The sequence below is a fragment of the Rhizobium ruizarguesonis genome (assembly GCF_012349115.1).
GTDB lineage: Bacteria > Pseudomonadota > Alphaproteobacteria > Rhizobiales > Rhizobiaceae > Rhizobium > Rhizobium ruizarguesonis.
The window spans coordinates 267,923-282,946 of record NZ_PQIG01000078.1; the positions used below are offsets into that span (position 1 = coordinate 267,923).

13 protein-coding genes are annotated in these 15,024 nt (G+C 62.6%); 11 read left to right on the forward strand and 2 right to left on the reverse strand.

Going from position 1 to position 15,024, the window contains the following annotated elements; genetic code table 11:
* Positions 1-140: 140 nt before the first annotated feature.
* Both otnC and C3Y91_RS17370 read right to left on the reverse strand, forming a co-directional pair.
* The gene (otnC, locus tag C3Y91_RS17365; protein ID WP_130663837.1) at positions 141-815 is read right to left on the reverse strand and encodes a 3-oxo-tetronate 4-phosphate decarboxylase; all 675 of its coding nucleotides are present in this window, start codon (positions 813-815) and stop codon (positions 141-143) included.
* 16 nt (positions 816-831) lie between these two features.
* Positions 832-1,830, reverse strand: coding sequence for a LacI family DNA-binding transcriptional regulator (locus C3Y91_RS17370; protein WP_130663838.1), 999 nt, complete (start codon positions 1,828-1,830; stop codon positions 832-834).
* Between the two features lie 230 nt (positions 1,831-2,060).
* Between C3Y91_RS17370 and C3Y91_RS17375 the strand changes: the two genes are divergently transcribed.
* The 11 genes from C3Y91_RS17375 to C3Y91_RS17425 all read left to right on the forward strand — a co-directional run bounded on the left by C3Y91_RS17375 (position 2,061) and on the right by C3Y91_RS17425 (position 15,006).
* Entirely contained in the window at positions 2,061-3,377 is a 1,317-nt protein-coding gene (locus C3Y91_RS17375; protein ID WP_168250236.1) for an MFS transporter, read from the forward strand.
* Between the two features lie 68 nt (positions 3,378-3,445).
* Positions 3,446-4,390, forward strand: coding sequence for an L-threonate dehydrogenase (gene ltnD, locus C3Y91_RS17380; protein ID WP_130663840.1), 945 nt, complete (start codon positions 3,446-3,448; stop codon positions 4,388-4,390).
* A 14-nt stretch (positions 4,391-4,404) separates the two neighbouring features.
* Positions 4,405-5,181 (forward strand): 2-oxo-tetronate isomerase, encoded by a 777-nt coding sequence (gene otnI, locus C3Y91_RS17385; RefSeq protein ID WP_130663841.1) that lies wholly within the window; start codon positions 4,405-4,407, stop codon positions 5,179-5,181.
* Between the two features lie 3 nt (positions 5,182-5,184).
* Positions 5,185-6,465, forward strand: a complete 1,281-nt coding sequence (otnK, locus tag C3Y91_RS17390; RefSeq protein WP_130663842.1) for a 3-oxo-tetronate kinase — start codon at positions 5,185-5,187, stop codon at positions 6,463-6,465.
* 155 nt (positions 6,466-6,620) lie between these two features.
* The gene (locus C3Y91_RS17395) at positions 6,621-7,457 is read left to right on the forward strand and encodes a GNAT family N-acetyltransferase (RefSeq protein WP_168575624.1); all 837 of its coding nucleotides are present in this window, start codon (positions 6,621-6,623) and stop codon (positions 7,455-7,457) included.
* 13 nt (positions 7,458-7,470) lie between these two features.
* Positions 7,471-8,847, forward strand: coding sequence for an aspartate aminotransferase family protein (locus tag C3Y91_RS17400; RefSeq protein ID WP_130663843.1), 1,377 nt, complete (start codon positions 7,471-7,473; stop codon positions 8,845-8,847).
* 216 nt (positions 8,848-9,063) lie between these two features.
* A complete protein-coding gene (locus C3Y91_RS17405; RefSeq protein ID WP_027688327.1) occupies positions 9,064-9,777 on the forward strand; it encodes an HAD-IA family hydrolase in 714 nt (237 codons plus the stop codon).
* A gap of 63 nt (positions 9,778-9,840) precedes the next feature.
* Positions 9,841-11,451, forward strand: coding sequence for an ABC transporter substrate-binding protein (locus C3Y91_RS17410; protein WP_027688328.1), 1,611 nt, complete (start codon positions 9,841-9,843; stop codon positions 11,449-11,451).
* 89 nt (positions 11,452-11,540) lie between these two features.
* On the forward strand, positions 11,541-12,491 hold the full coding sequence (locus C3Y91_RS17415; RefSeq protein WP_130663844.1) for an ABC transporter permease: 951 nt from the start codon (positions 11,541-11,543) through the stop codon (positions 12,489-12,491).
* A complete protein-coding gene (locus C3Y91_RS17420) occupies positions 12,488-13,354 on the forward strand; it encodes an ABC transporter permease (RefSeq protein ID WP_018072919.1) in 867 nt (288 codons plus the stop codon). Before C3Y91_RS17415 ends, C3Y91_RS17420 begins: the two co-directional genes overlap by 4 nt.
* On the forward strand, positions 13,351-15,006 hold the full coding sequence (locus C3Y91_RS17425; RefSeq protein ID WP_130693196.1) for an ABC transporter ATP-binding protein: 1,656 nt from the start codon (positions 13,351-13,353) through the stop codon (positions 15,004-15,006). Before C3Y91_RS17420 ends, C3Y91_RS17425 begins: the two co-directional genes overlap by 4 nt.
* Positions 15,007-15,024 lie beyond the last annotated feature (18 nt).

Below are 15,024 nucleotides of genomic sequence, written 5' to 3' on the forward strand. Positions count from 1 at the left end.
CGTGTCACAATCATAGGCACCGCTTCAACCACAGCTCGCCTGAATTGCCGCCATCGGAAGCAGAATCTATCGTATCGAAAGCAGGGTTTGGCAGAAGGTTGCGCGCTTGCCCGCGGTTAGTGGCCGGCGGAATGACGCCTTCAATCGCCGTCGTGATCGTGATGGTGATGCGACGGAAGGTCGAGGCCGAAGGTGTTGACGAGATCGGCCACCTGCGCCGGGCTGAGGAAACGAGGATTGAGGTTGCGCAACAGCAGATAGAGCTTCGCCGTTTCCTCCAGTTCCTCGGTCGCAAAGACCGCCGCCTCCAGGCTGTCACCGGCGACAACAGGTCCGTGATTGGCCAGCAGCACCGACGAATATTTGCCCGCCAGCCCGCGGATGGCGTCGGCCACCGCCGGATCGCCGGGACGATAATAGGGCACCAGCGCGGTTTCGCCGGCGCGCATCAGATAATATGGCGTCATCGGCGGCAGGGCGGCGCGCGGATCGATCTCCGGCAGCATGGTCAGTGCCACCGCGTGGGTGGAGTGAAGATGGACGATGGCGCGGGCGCTGCCGCGCGTATCATAGAGGGCAGTGTGCAGCGGAATTTCCTTGGTCGGCTTGTCGCCGGACAGGAGCCGGCCTTCGGCATCGAGCCTGGAGATCCGTGCCGGGTCGAGAAAGCCGAGCGAGGCGTTGGTCGGCGTGACCAGCCAGCCGCCATCCTCCAGTCGCAACGATATGTTGCCCGACGAACCGGGCGTCAGCCCGCGCTCGAACAGCGAGCGGCCGTATCGGCAGATTTCCTCACGCAGGCGCGTGTCGGACATGACAGTTCCTCCAATATTACGCGGTTGCCCCTTCGACCAGTTCAAAGCCGAGATCGACGGACTGCGGCGGCGCATTAGTGACGACCAGTTGCGCGGCTATCTCCCCGGTCGCCACGCGCGGCGTTCGGATAGTCGACAACGGCTGTGGGGTTGCCCGGCCGATATCGAGGCCGTTATAGCCGAAAATGGCGAGCTTCGAGGGGACCGCGATCCCTTGAGCCAGACAATGAAAATAGCCGCCCAGCGCCATATCGTCGTTGGAGAAATAAACCGCATCGAGATCGGTCGTCCGGGCAAGCAGTCGCTCCAGCCCCAACCTGCCGTTTTCCACGGACGAAGCGCCGGCGAGAATTTCGCGGGCGACGAGCGGGGCGTCATGCGCGCCGAGCGTTTCGCAAAAGCTGGAAAACCGCTTGCCGGCACGGGTATCGCGGTTCAGGTCGTGACCGACATAGCCGATCCGGCGATAACCCCGCTTGAGCAGGAAGGCAGCGCTCTCCCGTCCGGCTGCGCGGTTCGAGAAGCCGACCGCGATATCGAGAGCATCGCCGTCGAGATCGAGCAGTTCGACGACCCGACACCCGCTGGCGCGCAGCATCTTCACTGTACCCTCCGTATGCTCGCATCCCGCCAGCATGACCGCCGCCGGCCGCCAGGCAAGCATCGCGGCGGCGAGCGCTTCCTCCTTGCCCGGATCATAATCGGTCACGGAGAAGACCGCCTGATACCGGTTTTCCTCCAGAACAGCACTGGCACCGCGCAGCACATCGGGAAAGACGATGTTCGACAAAGAGGGAATAACGAAGGCGACAAGACGCGAACCGGTGGAGGCCAGCGTTCCCGCGATCCGGTTCGGCACATAGCCCAGCCGCTCGACGGCGGCCATCACCCGCTCGCGCGTCTTGCCGGAAAACGAACCGTGGTTGCGCAGCACGCGCGACACCGTGCTCTCACCGACACCGGCCGCTTCGGCGACCTCGGCAAGCGTTACCGTCGGCTGATTTTTGAATTCCATCGTTACGTCTAAACCCGACTGTTGAGGTGGTTGCCCGCCCGATGACCACCGCTCTGCCCCCATTTTTCACCGCTTCCGCCAAGAAGCAAGGTTTTTTTGGCAGCGCTACCAATTTGCTGTTGGCAGCGCTGCCAAAATGGATTAATAAAAATGGCAGCGCTGCCACAAGTGGCTCGGCGTGCCGCGGGAGGATCGACAGGAGACCGCGGCAACAATCGGAGGAGAAAATCATGACGCTGCAGACGCAGGCGCCAGTTATTGGCGCACATCCCGCCCAGACGCTCGAGGACCGTGCCTATGGCAAGGTATTCTGGCGGATCGTACCCTTTTTGATGCTGTGCTATGTGGTCGCCTATCTCGACCGCGTCAATGTCGGTTTCGCCAAGCTGCAGATGTCGAGCGAACTCGGCCTCTCGGAAGCCGCCTATGGCATCGGTGCCGGCATTTTCTTCATCGGCTATTTTCTGTTTGAAGTGCCGAGCAACATCATCATGAACAAGGTTGGCGCACGGGTGTGGATCGCCCGCATCATGCTCACCTGGGGCATCATTTCCGCCGCCTTCATGCTCACGTCGTCGGAAACCGTCTTCTATGTCCTGCGTTTCCTGCTGGGCGTTGCGGAAGCCGGATTTTTCCCCGGCATCATTCTTTATCTGACCGCCTGGTATCCGGCCCATCGCCGCGCCAGGATCATCACCACCTTCATGTCGGCGATCCCGATATCCGCCATTTTCGGCAATCCGCTTTCGGGTCTCCTGATGGACAGTTTCCACGGCACGCACGGACTTTCCGGCTGGCAGTGGATGTTCCTCATCGAAGCCATTCCGGCTATTCTTTTCGGCGTCGCGACGTTCTTCTACCTTGATGATACGATCCAGGGCGCGAAATGGCTGAGCGATGAGGAAAAGCGCGTGGTGACGGCCAATATCGAGGCGGAGAACCGGGCCAAGACGGCAAGCCCGCACAGCATCGGCGCAACGCTGGCCGACCGCCGCGTCTGGCTGATGTGCCTGATCTATTTCTGCTTCGTGCTCGGGCAATATGGTCTGAATTTCTGGATGCCGACCATCGTCAAGGCCTCGGGCGTCAACGGAAACCTCAATATCGGCCTGATTTCCGCGATCCCCTATATCTGCACATTCGTCGTGATGCTGGCGCTCGGACGTTCCGCCGACAGGCTGCGCGAACGCCGCTGGCACCTCGTCGTCCCGGCCTTCATCGCCGCCGGTGGTTTCGTCGCGGCGACGATGGCAACGAGCACGACGGTCTCGATTGTCTGCCTGTCGCTGGCTGCCGCCGGCGCCATCAGCTGCGCGCCACTGTTCTGGTCGCTTCCAACGGCGTTTCTTGCCGGCACGGGCGCTGCGGCCGGCATTGCCTGGATCAATTCGGTCGGTAATCTCGCCGGGTTTCTCGGGCCGTTCCTGGTAGGCTATCTCAAAGACTTCACCGGCACCAACAGCGCCGGCATGTATCTGCTGGCGGCTGCGTTAATCATTGGTTCGCTGGCCGTGTTGACGGTTCCGGCGAAAAGCGTCAATCGCTGAGCTACAGCCCCTCCGGGATGATACCCGGAGGGGCGCAGACCTCTCTCACAAGACTGGAGAAGCTCCTCATGTCACCGCTTGCTGAAAACTCAGGTCCCGACATTATCGCGGCCGTCATCGGTCTTGGTTCCATGGGGCTTGGAATGGCCCAGTCGATGAAGCGCGCAGGTCTCGACGTCGTTGGATATGACATCACGCCGGCGGCAGTGGACCGCTTCGTCGCCGATGGCGGACGTGGCGCGGCGACCCCTGCCGCTGCGGCAAAGGATGCCGACATCGTCGTCTCCGTGGTCGTCAATGGCGCGCAGACCGAGGCCGTGCTGTTCGGGCCTCAAGGCGTCGCAAATGCGATGAAGCCCGGCGCCGTCTTCATCTCGTCGGCCACCATGGATCCCGCCGTCGCACGCGATCTGGCTGGGCGGGTGGAGGCTCTCGGCCTGCATTACCTCGACGCGCCGATTTCGGGCGGCGCGGCCAAGGCGGCGCGTGGCGAACTGACGATCATGGCATCCGGCTCCAGACAGGCCTTCGATACGGCGCGCCCGGGTCTCGACGCCATGGCCGGCAAGGTCTACGAGCTCGGCGACACGGCCGGAAAAGGCGCCGCCTTCAAGATGATCAACCAGCTTCTCGCCGGCGTGCACATCGCGGCCGCCTGTGAGGCCATAACCTTTGCCGCCAAGCAGGGCCTCGACCTCGACAAGGTCTACGAGGTGATCACCGCGTCGGCCGGCAATTCCTGGATGTTCGAAAACCGCGTGCCGCATGTGCTGGCCGGAGACTATACTCCGCTCAGCAGCATCGAGATCTTCGTCAAGGATCTCGGTATCGTCCAAGACATGGCCCGCTCCGAGCGTTATCCGGTACCGCTCGCGGCAGCCGCCCTGCAGATGTATCTGGCCGCCTCCGGGGCGGGCATGGGCCGTGACGACGATTCCTCGCTGGCGCGGCTCTACGCCAAGCTTTCCGGCGCTGAATTGCCCAGCTCCACCAAAGAGCCGCAGAGCCTGTAAAAGGAACGCTAGACATGCCGGTTTTCGCCGCCAACCTGACGATGATGTTCAACGAATGGGCGTTCCTCGACCGCTTCGACGCCGCAGCCGATGTCGGCTTTGCCGCCGTCGAATACCTCTTTCCCTATGAAGCCGCGCCGGAGGCGATCGCCGAACGGCTTGCCCGCAACAATCTGCAGCAGGCCCTGTTCAACCTGCCGCCGGGCGACTGGGCAGCAGGCGAGCGTGGCATCGCCGCTCTTCCCGGACGCTTCGATGCACTGAAAGCCGATGTCGAGCGGGCACTGGACTATGCGGCGGCGACGGGGGTCAGACGGTTGCATTTGATGGCAGGCATCGCCGACCCTCATGACGAAGACGCCTCCTCCGCTTACCGGCGCTCCGTCACCTATGCTGCCGGGCGGCTTGCTGAAAAAGGCATCGATCTCCTGCTCGAGCCGATCAACGGGCGAAACATGCCTGGATATTTCCTCAACGACTTCGGCGCCGCCGAGCGGCTGATTGCCGAATGCGGTCTGCCGAACCTGAAGCTGCAGTTCGACATCTATCACCGTCAGATCATCCATGGCGACGTCACTATCGCGTTGCGAGGCCTGCTGCCGATCACCGGCCATATCCAGATCGCCAGCGTGCCGTCACGCAACGAACCGGACGGGGAGGAGTTGAACTATGCCTATCTGTTCGGCGAAATCGACCGCCTTGGCTATGACGGTTTCATCGGCTGCGAATACGCCCCACGCGGCCACACATTGGACGGTCTTGGCTGGTTCAAACCTTTTGCACGGAGCTAGACGATGGCTATTTTGCTCGGATCAATCGCTGACGACTATACGGGTGCGTCCGACCTCGCCAACACGCTGACGAAGAACGGTCTGCGCACGGTGCAAACGGTCGGCATCCCTGATCCGTCGCTGGCATTACCGGATGTCGACGCCGTCGTCGTTTCCCTGAAGATCCGCTCCGTCCCGGCTTCGGATGCCGTCGCGGCCGCGGCGAGCGCCGAGCGATGGCTGCGCCAACGGGGCGCCGGCCATGTGCTCTACAAGATCTGCTCGACCTTCGATTCCACCGATGCCGGCAATATCGGTCCGGTCACCGAGGCCTTGAGCGATGCGGCCGGCGGCGGCGGCGTGCTGGTGACACCCGCCTTTCCGGAAACGGGACGCACCGTCTATCTTGGCCATCTCTTCGTTGGCGGACAGCCGCTGAACGAAAGCCCGCTCAAGGACCACCCCCTCAATCCGATGCATGACGCCAATCTCGTTCGGGTGCTCACCCGACAATCGCGCAACGCTGTCGGACTGATCGATCTCGCAGCCATTGCGGCCGGACCCGGCGCCGTCAAGGCGAGGCTTGACGCCCTGTGCAAGGCAGGCGTCACTGCTGTTATCGCCGATGCAATTTTCGAACGGGATCTTGAAACGCTCGGCGAGATCGCGTTGGAAACGCCAGTGTCCACCGGTGCGTCCGGTCTTGGCCTCGGCCTTGCCCGCGCGCTCGTCCGCTCCGGCCGGATATCGTCCGGCGGCGCAACGACGGCGGACGCCATTCGCCCGGTGGGCGGGCTTTCAGCGATCGTTGCCGGCAGCTGCTCCAAGGCGACGCTCCGCCAGCTCGACATCGCCGAACGGTCGATGCCCGTCCTGCGGCTCGACCCGGAGCGGCTGCTTGCCGGTCCCGATGAGATCGCCGCGGCGATTTCCTGGGCCGGAGACCGCATCTCCGCCGGCCCCGTCGTCATCGCCGCGAGCGCTGCGCCTGAAACCGTGTCACGGCTGCAATCACTCTACGGGCGAGAGGCCTCCGGCCACGCGATCGAGACCGCGACGTCGATCATCACAGCCGAATTGGTGGAGAGAGGCGTGCGCCGCCTTGTGGTCGCAGGCGGCGAAACCTCAGGAGCGGCGGTCGACAGGCTCGCCATTCCGGCATTTCTGATCGGCCCGGAGATTGCGCCCGGCGTACCGGTGCTGCGCACGGTCGGCAATGCGCAGGGCGATATGCTTCTGGCGTTGAAATCAGGAAACTTCGGAGGCGAAGATTTCTTTGCCGCAGCGCTGGCGATGATGCACTGACAGAACCTCGATAGGATGGATATCGGTTAGTTCTAGCATAAGATGCGGCGCCCCATGACAGCAACGCCATAAGATACTGCTTGAACCATGGCCTTCAGACGATCTGCCCGCCGGCGCTCCGGCAGACTGGCGGGCACGACATGAAGGACGCTCCCATGCAAGCAAGTCAGATCGAAATCGTCCCGTTCGGCCCCGACCATCTGGAAGCCGCCGTCGCGCTCTCAAGACAGGCGGGCTGGCCCCATCGGACGGAAGACTGGCAGCTGGCGCTCGCCTTGAGCGACGGGATGGTTGCGGTCGAGGACGGAAAGGTCGTCGGCACCGTCCTCGTCACGCCTTACAAGGGAGATTGTGCGACCATCAATATGGTCATCGTCGACGAGACGATGCGCGGCAGGGGCCTCGGCCGGAAACTCATGGACGCCGCATTGCTGGCCGCCGGAGACCGACCGTTGAGGCTGGTGGCGACGACGGCAGGCCTGCCGCTCTACCAGAAGCTTGGCTTCCACGAGACGGGAACCGTGCTGCAGCACCAGGGCCTTGCCGGAGAAATCGCCGCGCCGGCGGAAACGGAAGCCGCTACCGACGCCGACCTCCCTGCTATCGCGGCACTCGACCGCCTTGCCTTCGGCGCCGACCGCGAAGGGCTGCTCTCTTATCTCGCCGGGATCGGCGAATTCGCCGTCATTCGCCGCGACGGCCGCGTTTCCGGGTTCGCTTGCCTGCGCCCCTTCGGCCGCGGCGAAGTGATCGGACCCGTGGTGGCCGCCGACCTCGGCGAGGCCAGGAAACTCATCGAACATTTCATCGCCAGGCGGCCCGGACGGTTCCTCAGGGTCGACACCACGGCCGAGACCGGCCTTTCCCCGTGGCTCGCCGAACGCGGGCTCGCCCATGTCGGCGGCGGAATCACGATGAAAAAGCCGTTGGCCAACGACGCCGCCGATCTGACCGCCACCACCTTTGCCCTCGCCAGCCAGGCACTCGGCTGATCCGGAGATTTCCATGTACAGCAATTCCCTCATCGAACTTGATCGCGCCCACCTCATCCATCCGGTCGCCTCCTACCGCGGCCATGAAAAGCTTGGCGTGCGCGTGCTGGCCTCGGCCAAAGGCGCGACGGTCACCGACGCCTCCGGCAAGCAGCTGATCGACGGCTTCGCCGGCCTCTGGTGCGTCAATGCCGGTTACGGCCACGAAAGCATCGTCGAGGCGGCGGCCCGTCAGATGCGCGAGCTTCCCTATGCGACGGCATATTTCGGCCTCGGCTCCGAGCCCGCGATCCGGCTTGCCAGCGAACTCGCCGACCGCGCACCGGGCGATCTCAACCACGTCTATTTCACGCTCGGCGGCTCGGATGCGGTGGACAGCACGATCCGCTTCATACGCTACTATTGGAATGCCCGTGGGCAGCCTCAGCGCGATCAGTTCATCTCGGTCGAACAGGGCTATCATGGCTCCTCGACGGTTGGAGCGGGTTTGACCGCGCTGCCTGCCTTCCATGCCGGCTTCGGCGTTCCCTTCGATTGGCAGCATAAGATTCCGTCTCACTATGCCTATCGCAACCCGGTGGGCGACAATCCGCAGGCGATCATCGAAGCCTCGCTTGCGGCGCTGAAAAGCAAGGTCGAGACGATCGGGCCGGAACGCGTTGCCGCTTTCTACGTCGAGCCGATCCAGGGCTCGGGCGGCGTTCTGGTGCCGCCGAAAGGCTGGATGAAAGCCATGCGCGAATTCTGCCGCGCGCACGACATCCTTTTCGTCGCGGACGAGGTGATCACCGGCTTTGGCCGCACCGGCCCGCTTTTTGCCTGCAGCGAGGATGAAGTCGTGCCCGATTTCATGACCACCGCCAAAGGCCTGACCTCCGGCTACGTCCCCATGGGCGCCGTCTTGATGGCCGATCACGTCTATCAAGCGATTGCCGAGGGCGCGGGTGCCGCCGCCGTCGGCCATGGCTATACCTATTCGGCCCATCCCGTCAGCGCCGCAGTCGGCCTTGAAGTCCTGAGGCTTTACGAAAACGGCCTTCTCGAAAACGGTGTCAGGGCCGGTGCGCGCCTGATGCAGGGTCTGGAGTCGCTCAGAGATCATCCGCTCGTGGGCGATGTCCGCGGCCGCGGCATGCTCGCCGCCGTCGAACTTGTGGTCGACAAGGTGAACAAGACGCCGTTGCCGGCATCCGCCGAACCCTCCCGCCGCATCTTCGATCGCGCCTGGGAGAACGGCCTCGTCATCCGCGCCTTCGGCAATGGTGTGCTTGGCTATGCTCCGCCGCTCTGCTGCACCGAAACGGAGATAGATGCGATCGTTGAGCGCACCCGCATCACCCTGGACGAGACGCTGGAGGACCCGGATGTGCGTCGGGCTCTGCAAGCCTGAGAATATCGCGAAACGGTCAGATTCGGTATTTTGTGCCGCATCATGATGCCTATTCGGCGAATCCGGTGCGGTGCAGGTGACACACTGAAATCAACGAAAGGCCTCCGCAGAAGCCGGCCTTCCATACAAGAGCGGGACAAAGACCCCGCCAGCGGAACAGAATTTTCTTCTTCGAGAAGCCGAGCTCCCATCGGAGCCGAACACTGGGGAATTCACGTGAGCAAAAGCCTTCCGGAATTCAAATACCTGACCTTCGACGTCGTCGGCACGCTCATCGACTTCGAAGGCGGCCTCAAGACCTGCCTCGCCGGGATCGCGGCCGAGGCGGGGACTGAAATCGACGGCGAGCAGGCTCTTAGCCTCTACCGGGCAGCCCGTTACTCCGAGGATGCCGACCTCTTCCCCGACGACCTCGTTCGCGTCTACCTCGCGATCGCGCCGAAGCTCGGCCTGCCCACTGACCAAAAATATGGCGAACAACTGCGGGATTCGGCAAAGAGCTGGAAGGGTTTTGCAGACAGCGCCGCAGCGCTGGCCAGTCTTGCCAAAGATTACCGCCTCGTGGCGATGACCAACGCCCGCCGCTGGGCATTCGATTTCTTCGAGAAGGAACTCGGCAATCCCTTTTATGCCGCCTTCACCGCGGATGATACGGCGACCGAGAAACCCGATCCCGCATTCTTCGAGAAGGTATTCGACTACGTCGCCTCGGAAGGACATTCGAAGGACGACATCCTGCATGTCGCCCAGAGCCAGTACCACGATATCGGGATTTCCAGGAAACTTGGGCTGACCAATTGCTGGATCGAGCGGCGACATGCCGTGAAGGGTTACGGCGGCACGATCGAGCCGGCCGAGTTCACCAAACCCGATTACCATTTTACCTCCATGGCCGGCCTTGCCGATGCCGTGGCCGCTGCGCGCGCCTGACTTTGAAAGCAGATCGGGCCTGCCCGCAACGGGCAGCCCGCCACAGAAGAAAAGGGGAATGAGATGAACGACAAGATCACCAATTGGACCAGATCCGACGACGCCATGGTCGAAACCGCCATCCGTCGTGGCGCGACCCGTCGCGAGTTGCTGCATATGATGCTTGCGGGCGGCGTGGCCATGTCGGCCGGCGGGCTCGTGCTCGGCCGCGCCGGCAAGGCGCTCGCCGCCACGCCCGTTTCCGGCGGCGCGCTCAAAGCGGCCGGCTGGTCGTCCTCGACGGCCGATACGCTCGACCCCGCCAAGGCATCGCTCTCCACCGACTATGTCCGGTGCTGCTCCTTCTATAATCGCCTGACCTTCCTCGACAAATCAGGCACGCCGCAGATGGAGCTTGCCGACGCGATCGAGTCCAAGGATGCGAAGACCTGGACGGTCAAGCTGAAGACCGGCGTTACCTTCCATGACGGCAAGCCGCTGACCGCCGATGACGTGGTTTTCTCGCTGAAGCGCCATCTCGATCCGTCCGTCGGCTCGAAGGTCGCCAAGATCGCCGCACAGATGACCGGCTTCAAGGCGGTCGACAAACAAACCGTCGAGATCACGCTCGCCAGCCCGAATGCCGACCTGCCGACCATCCTGTCGATGCATCATTTCATGATCGTTTCCGACGGCACGACCGATTTCACCAAAGCCAACGGCACCGGCGCTTTCGTCAAGGAAGTCTTCGAGCCGGGCGTTCGCTCGGTCGGGATCAAGAACAAGAACTACTGGAAATCCGGCCCGAACGTCGATTCCTTCGAATATTTCGCGATCAGCGACGACAATGCCCGCGTCAACGCACTGCTTGCGGGCGACATCCATCTCGCAGCCACGATCAACCCCCGCTCGATGCGCCTCGTCGAGGCCCAGGGCGACGGCTTCACCGTGTCTAAGACGACGTCCGGCAACTATACCAATCTCAACATGCGACTGGATATGGAGCCCGGCAACAAGCGGGACTTCGTCGAGGGCATGAAGTATCTCGTCAATCGCGAACAGATCGTCAAATCGGCGCTGCGCGGTCTCGGTGAAGTCGGCAACGATCAACCCGTTTCACCGGCGAACTTCTATCATGACGCAGAGCTGAAAGCGCGAGCCTTCGATCCTGAGAAGGCGAAGTTCCACTTCGACAAGGCCGGCGTGCTTGGCCAATCCATCCCGATCATCGCCTCCGATGCGGCGAGCTCGTCGATCGACATGGCCATGATCATCCAGGCGGCCGGCGCCGAAATCGGCATGAAGCTCGATGTGCAGCGAGTGCCATCCGATGGTTATTGGGACAATTACTGGCTCAAGGCGCCGATCCACTTCGGCAATATCAACCCGCGGCCGACCCCCGATATCCTCTTCTCCCTGCTCTACACCTCGGACGCTCCGTGGAACGAAAGCCACTACAAGTCGGAGAAGTTCGACAAGATGCTGATCGAGGCGCGCGGCTCTCTCGATCAAGACAAGCGCAAGACGATCTACAACGAGATGCAGGGCATGGTCGCCCAGGAAGCTGGTACAATCATTCCGGCCTATATCTCGAACGTCGATGCCACGACCGCCAAGCTCAAGGGCCTGGAAGCCAACCCGCTAGGCGGCCAGATGGGATACGCTTTCGCGGAATATGTCTGGCTTGAAGCCTGATACAGCAAAGGAGACTGGGGCTGCAGCCGCGCCCCAGTTCCTCCATCTGCATTGATGGAACTTAACTCGAACGCAAAGGGAAGACGCCCGTGAACCGCCAGGTCTTATCCCTTGTACTGAGCAGATTGTTCGTCGCCGTGATCACCCTGGTGATCGTCTCCTTCGCCGTCTTCTTCGCGACAACGCTGTTGCCGGGAGATACGGCGACGATCCTGCTCGGCCAAGCCGCCACGCCGGAAGCCGTCGAAGGCCTGCGCAAGGCCATGCATCTCGACGAACCGGCGCTCTTTCGTTTCCTGCGCTGGTTAGTCGGGCTGCTGCAAGGCGACCTCGGCACATCCTATGCCAACGAAATGCCGATTGCCGCTCTCATCGCCGGCCGCTTCGTCAATACGCTGAAACTCGCCGGCGTTACCGCGCTGTTCTCCGTGCCGATCGCGCTGACGCTCGGGATCACTGCGGCGATGCTGCGCGGCACCCTTTACGACCGGATCGTCACCGTGATCACCATCGGCGTCATCTCCGTGCCGGAGTTCATGGTCGCGACCTCCGCGGCGCTCATCTTCGCCGTCTATCTGAAATGGCTGCCGGCGCTGTCCTTCGCCAATGAGGTCCACAGTCTGACCGACGTGCTGCGCGTCTATGCCATGCCGGTGATCACCCTCACCTTCGTCGTCTCGGCCCAGATGATCCGCATGACACGCGCGGCTGTCATCGAGACGCTCAACACACCCTATGTCGAGATGGCGCTGCTCAAGGGCGCTTCCCGGCCGCGCATCGTCTTTCGCCATGCACTGCCGAATGCGCTCGGCCCGATCGTCAATGCCGTTGCGCTTTCGCTGTCCTATCTGCTCGGAGGCGTCATCATCGTCGAGACCATTTTCAACTATCCTGGTATCGCCAAGCTGATGCTGGATGCCGTCGCCACCCGCGACCTGCCGCTGATCCAGAGCTGCGCGATGATCTTCTGCCTGGGCTATCTGCTCCTGATCACCATCGCCGACATCATCGCCATCCTTTCCAATCCGAGGCTCCGATGACCATGACCAGTTCCGAAACCACCTCAGGCCGGCTGTCCGGAACCCGGTTTGGCTATCGCTTCAACATCGTCGGCGCGATCGGCTTCACTGTGATCCTCTTATGGGCGCTCGTTGCGATCTTCGCGCCATGGATCATCCCCTACCCGGTCGGCGAGATCATCGATCTCGACTATTTCGGCCCGATGAGCCGGGAACTCTGGCTCGGCTCCGATTATCTCGGCCGCGACATGCTCTCGCGGATTCTGATGGGCGCACGCTACACGGTCGGTATCTCGCTGGCGGCGGTCACGATCGCATGCTTCAGCGGCGTCGTGCTCGGCATGATCGCAGCAGTCGCCGGCGGCTGGCTGGACACGATCCTCAGCCGCTTCCTCGACGCCCTCAACTCCATCCCGAGCAAGCTGTTCGGCCTGGTGGTCGTCGCTGCCGTCGGCTCCTCAGTCCCGGTGCTGATCATGACGCTGTCGGTGATCTACATCCCAGGCGCTTACCGCTTCGCCCGGGCGCTCGCCGTCAACATCAATGCAATGGATTTCATCACGGTTGCGCGCATCCGCGGCGAAAGCACCCTCTATCTCATTCGCTCGGAAATCCTGCCCAACATCGTCGGACCGGTGCTTGCCGATCTCGGCATCCGCTTCGTCTTCATCGTTCTGCTGCTCTCCGGACTTTCCTTCCTCGGCCTTGGCGTCCAGCCACCCTATGCCGATTGGGGTGCGCTCGTGCGCGAAAATATCGGTGGCCTGCCATTCGGTGCGCCGGCGGTGATGTTTCCCTCGCTTGCCATCGCCAGCCTGACGATCAGCGTCAACCTGCTGATCGACAACCTGCCGCAGAAAATCCGCGACCGGAGTGTGTCATGAGCAATTTCATCGAAATCCGTGACCTGAAGGTCGAAGCCACCACCGATTCCGGCCGACGTGTCGAGATCATCAAGGGTGTCAGCCTCGATGTTGCCGAGGGCGAGATCGTCGCGCTGATCGGCGAGAGCGGCTCGGGTAAGACAACCATCGCCTTGACCCTCATGGGCCACACCCGCGCGGGCTGTCGTATCTCCGGCGGCAGCGTTTCGGTCGGCGGCAAGGACATGGTCACGCTCAGCGAGAAGCAGCGCGCCAAGGTGCGCGGCACCGAAGTCGCCTATGTCCCGCAATCGGCAGCTGCCGCCTTCAACCCGGCCACATCGATCATGGACCAGGTGATCGAAGTCACGCGTATTCACCAGCTGATGTCGCCGGATGAGGCGCGTGCCCGGGCCGTCGAGCTCTTCCGGGCGCTGTCCCTGCCGGAACCCGAGACGATCGGCAGCCGTTATCCGCACCAGGTTTCCGGCGGCCAGCTGCAGCGTCTGGCCGCCGCCATGGCGCTGATCGGCGACCCGACCCTCGTCATCTTCGACGAACCGACGACGGCGCTCGACGTCACGACCCAGATCGAAGTGCTGCGGGCTTTCAAATCGGTCATGAAAAAGGGCGGCATATCAGGCGTTTATGTCTCGCACGACCTTGCCGTCGTGGCGCAGATCGCCGACCGCATCGTGGTGTTGAAAGGTGGGGAGACCCAGGAAACCGGCACCACCGAGGAGATCCTCAACAATGCCAAGCACCCCTATACCAGGGAGCTGCTCGCTGCCTTTGAGCCAAAGCCGCGCGGCGCAGTGGGCCCCGCCGAACCCGCGACCGCTCCCCTGCTGAGGATCGAAGATCTCGTCGCGGGTTATGGACAGCGCCAGGCTGACGGACTGCCGCTCGTTCGCGCGGTCGAGCACGTGAGCCTGAAGGTGGAAAAAGGCCGCAATCTCGGCATCATCGGCGAATCCGGTTGCGGCAAGTCGACGCTCGCCCGGGCTATCGCCGGCATCCTGCCGGCCTCGGTGGGCAGTATCGTCTTCAACGGCACGGAGCTGCGTCGCAGCGCTCGCGAGCGCTCGCGCGATCAGTTACGCGAGATGCAGATCGTCTTCCAATACGCCGATACCGCACTCAACCCGGCAAAATCGGTGGAGGACATCCTCGACAGACCTTTGGTCTTTTACCACGGCATGGATCGAAAGGCGCGGAACACCCGGATCGATCAACTGCTCGACATGGTGCGCCTGCCCCGCAACCTGCGCCATCGCCGGCCAGGCGAACTCTCGGGCGGCCAGAAGCAGCGTGTCAACTTCGCCAGGGCGCTTGCCGCCGATCCGAAGCTGATCCTCTGCGACGAGATTACCTCGGCGCTCGACACGGTGGTCGCCGCCGCCGTCATCGACCTGCTCAAGGAATTGCAGCGCGAACTCGGCCTCTCCTATATCTTCATCAGCCACGACCTCTCAGTGGTGGAGGCGATCTGCGACGAGATCGTCGTGATGTTTGGAGGCAGGAAGGTCGAGGAAATCACCTCCTCGACAGTGAAGGCCCCGCAGCACCCCTATTCGCAACTGCTCTTCTCATCCGTGCCGACGCTCGATCCGGCCTGGCTCGACGGGCTCCAGCAGGATCCGGAACTGGTGCGGGCTTATTGCCGGCACTGAGTGCCGATCTCCTGCACG

Bases quoted from the DNA above. Each gene is read 5' to 3' on its own strand.
- C3Y91_RS17370 (WP_130663838.1), bottom strand. From the start codon at position 1,830: ATGGAATTCAAAAATCAGCCGACGGTAACGCTTGCCGAGGTCGCCGAA.
- C3Y91_RS17425 (WP_130693196.1), top strand. From the start codon at position 13,351: ATGAGCAATTTCATCGAAATCCGTGACCTGAAGGTCGAAGCCACCACC.
- C3Y91_RS17400 (WP_130663843.1), top strand. From the start codon at position 7,471: ATGTACAGCAATTCCCTCATCGAACTTGATCGCGCCCACCTCATCCAT.
- otnK (WP_130663842.1), top strand. From the start codon at position 5,185: ATGGCTATTTTGCTCGGATCAATCGCTGACGACTATACGGGTGCGTCC.
- C3Y91_RS17420 (WP_018072919.1), top strand. From the start codon at position 12,488: ATGACCATGACCAGTTCCGAAACCACCTCAGGCCGGCTGTCCGGAACC.
- C3Y91_RS17395 (WP_168575624.1), top strand. From the start codon at position 6,621: ATGCAAGCAAGTCAGATCGAAATCGTCCCGTTCGGCCCCGACCATCTG.
- C3Y91_RS17375 (WP_168250236.1), top strand. From the start codon at position 2,061: ATGACGCTGCAGACGCAGGCGCCAGTTATTGGCGCACATCCCGCCCAG.
- otnC (WP_130663837.1), bottom strand. From the start codon at position 815: ATGTCCGACACGCGCCTGCGTGAGGAAATCTGCCGATACGGCCGCTCG.
- otnI (WP_130663841.1), top strand. From the start codon at position 4,405: ATGCCGGTTTTCGCCGCCAACCTGACGATGATGTTCAACGAATGGGCG.
- ltnD (WP_130663840.1), top strand. From the start codon at position 3,446: ATGTCACCGCTTGCTGAAAACTCAGGTCCCGACATTATCGCGGCCGTC.
- C3Y91_RS17410 (WP_027688328.1), top strand. From the start codon at position 9,841: ATGAACGACAAGATCACCAATTGGACCAGATCCGACGACGCCATGGTC.